The 1,690-nt window shown below is 44.5% G+C and carries 3 protein-coding genes; all 3 read right to left on the bottom strand.

All coding sequences use genetic code 11. From position 1 onward, the window contains the following. A partial coding sequence (locus A1D16_RS13330; protein WP_290710258.1) for an ATP-binding cassette domain-containing protein occupies positions 1-399 on the bottom strand: 399 nt, incomplete at its 3' end. A 1-nt stretch (position 400) separates the two neighbouring features. After that, on the bottom strand, positions 401-796 hold the full coding sequence (locus tag A1D16_RS13325) for a hypothetical protein (RefSeq protein ID WP_290710256.1): 396 nt from the start codon (positions 794-796) through the stop codon (positions 401-403). Between the two features lie 16 nt (positions 797-812). After that, complete coding sequence (locus A1D16_RS13320; RefSeq protein ID WP_290710254.1) at positions 813-1,583, bottom strand: AMP nucleosidase; 771 nt, start codon at positions 1,581-1,583, stop codon at positions 813-815. Between the last annotated feature and the right edge of the window lie 107 nt (positions 1,584-1,690).

The following is a 1,690-nucleotide window of genomic DNA, read 5'->3' as shown; positions in this document are numbered from 1 at the left end:
GCTACAGGGGGTATGTGTACGAATGGCTTCCATTACCTGATTTCCACAGGTGAACACCGGGTTTAAGGCCGACATGGGTTCCTGAAAAATCATCGATATATGCTTTCCCCTGACCCTCCGAAGTGCCGATTCGGAAAGTTGAAGCATATCTGCTGTTTCCTGCCCGTTGGGGCTGAATAAAATCTGGCCCCCCTGGTACTTGGTTATTTGTTTAGGCAGGAGTTGTAAAATGGAAAGCGAGCTAACTGATTTGCCTGAACCGGATTCCCCTACAATGGCAACAATTTCACCACGGTGTACCTCGAAACTGATGCCTTTTAAAGCGGGGCGTATTTCCTGCTGCTGCTTAAAGCCCACTTGCAGGTTATGAACAGCCAGTAAGGGAAGCGGACCGGCCATTTCAGGGATTGATTTTTTTAATGTTGATAATGGATAAGCTGGCTGCCGGTGTAGGATAGTATGCCATGCAAACCATACAGTCTTGGTTTATTCTTGCGGGGGTTGTCTCAAAATAAAAACGATCGCCTTCTTTTATACCTGCCTGCGCAAAACTGCAACTGTTTACTACCGTAAATACCCGGGTAAATTCGGCAGCCCGTTTTTCGTCTCTGAAATGCCCGGTTAATTTGGCCGGGTCTATTTTTCCTGATTCAACAGCTACTACAAAGTGATTACAGATTTCACTGATTACCAGCTTTCCAATAAGTGGCCCGGATGCCGATGTGCGGGAGCCGGATTTACATCCGCTTATGAACGTTAATGTAAGCAGCAGAAAACAACTCATGTAAACCCGCATGGTGTTGATTTTATGGTTAAAAACGAAGGTGTTTTACAGTTAACCCATCGTTGATCAACTGCCTCAGTGAATCGATGCCAATCCTTATATGTCGTTCTACAAATTCGGTGGTAACTTTTTTATCACTTTCTTCCGTTTTAACGCCTTCCGGAATCATAGGTGAATCACTGACCAGCAACAGTGCACCGGTGGGTATTTTATTAAAAAAGCCTACGGAAAAAATAGTGGCCGTTTCCATATCAATGGCATATGCCCGAACTTTTTGCAGGTATTCTTTAAATGTTTCATCGTGTTCCCAAACCCGGCGGTTGGTGGTGTAAACGGTACCGGTCCAGTAATCCACGCCATAATCGCGAATGGTGGTGGACACTGCTTTTTGAAGGGCGAAAGCGGGTAGGGCAGGTACTTCCGGGGGAAAATAATCATTGGACGTTCCTTCACCACGAATGGCCGCAATGGGTAGGATCAGGTCGCCTACTTTGTTCCGTTTTTTCAGCCCTCCACATTTTCCCAGGAATAATACCGCTTTGGGTTCAATTGCTGTGAGCAGATCCATTACGGTAGCTGCAGTAGGACTTCCCATTCCAAAGTTGATGATGGTAATATCTTCTGCGGTTGCACATTGCATGGGTTTTCCTATACCAATTACTTCTACCTTATGCCATTTGGCAAACCAATCTACATAATTGCTGAAGTTGGTAAGCAGGATATATTTGCCGAATTTTTCGAGTGGCTGACCGGTATAACGGGGCAACCAGTTTTGTACGATTTCATCTTTTGTTTTCATGGCTGCAATATTTTCCTTTCAAAAAACTCAATTTTGGCAATATACGATTTTCGAATCATAGCTTTGGTAAATGATCAGGATAGAGTATCCCCCTCATACGATACAAT

Source organism: Flavihumibacter sp. CACIAM 22H1 (assembly GCF_001601815.1).
In the GTDB taxonomy this organism is placed as follows: domain Bacteria; phylum Bacteroidota; class Bacteroidia; order Chitinophagales; family Chitinophagaceae; genus Flavihumibacter.
The sequence above is the reverse complement of the archived record's forward strand: the minus strand, read 5'-3'. Positions and strand labels throughout refer to the sequence as shown.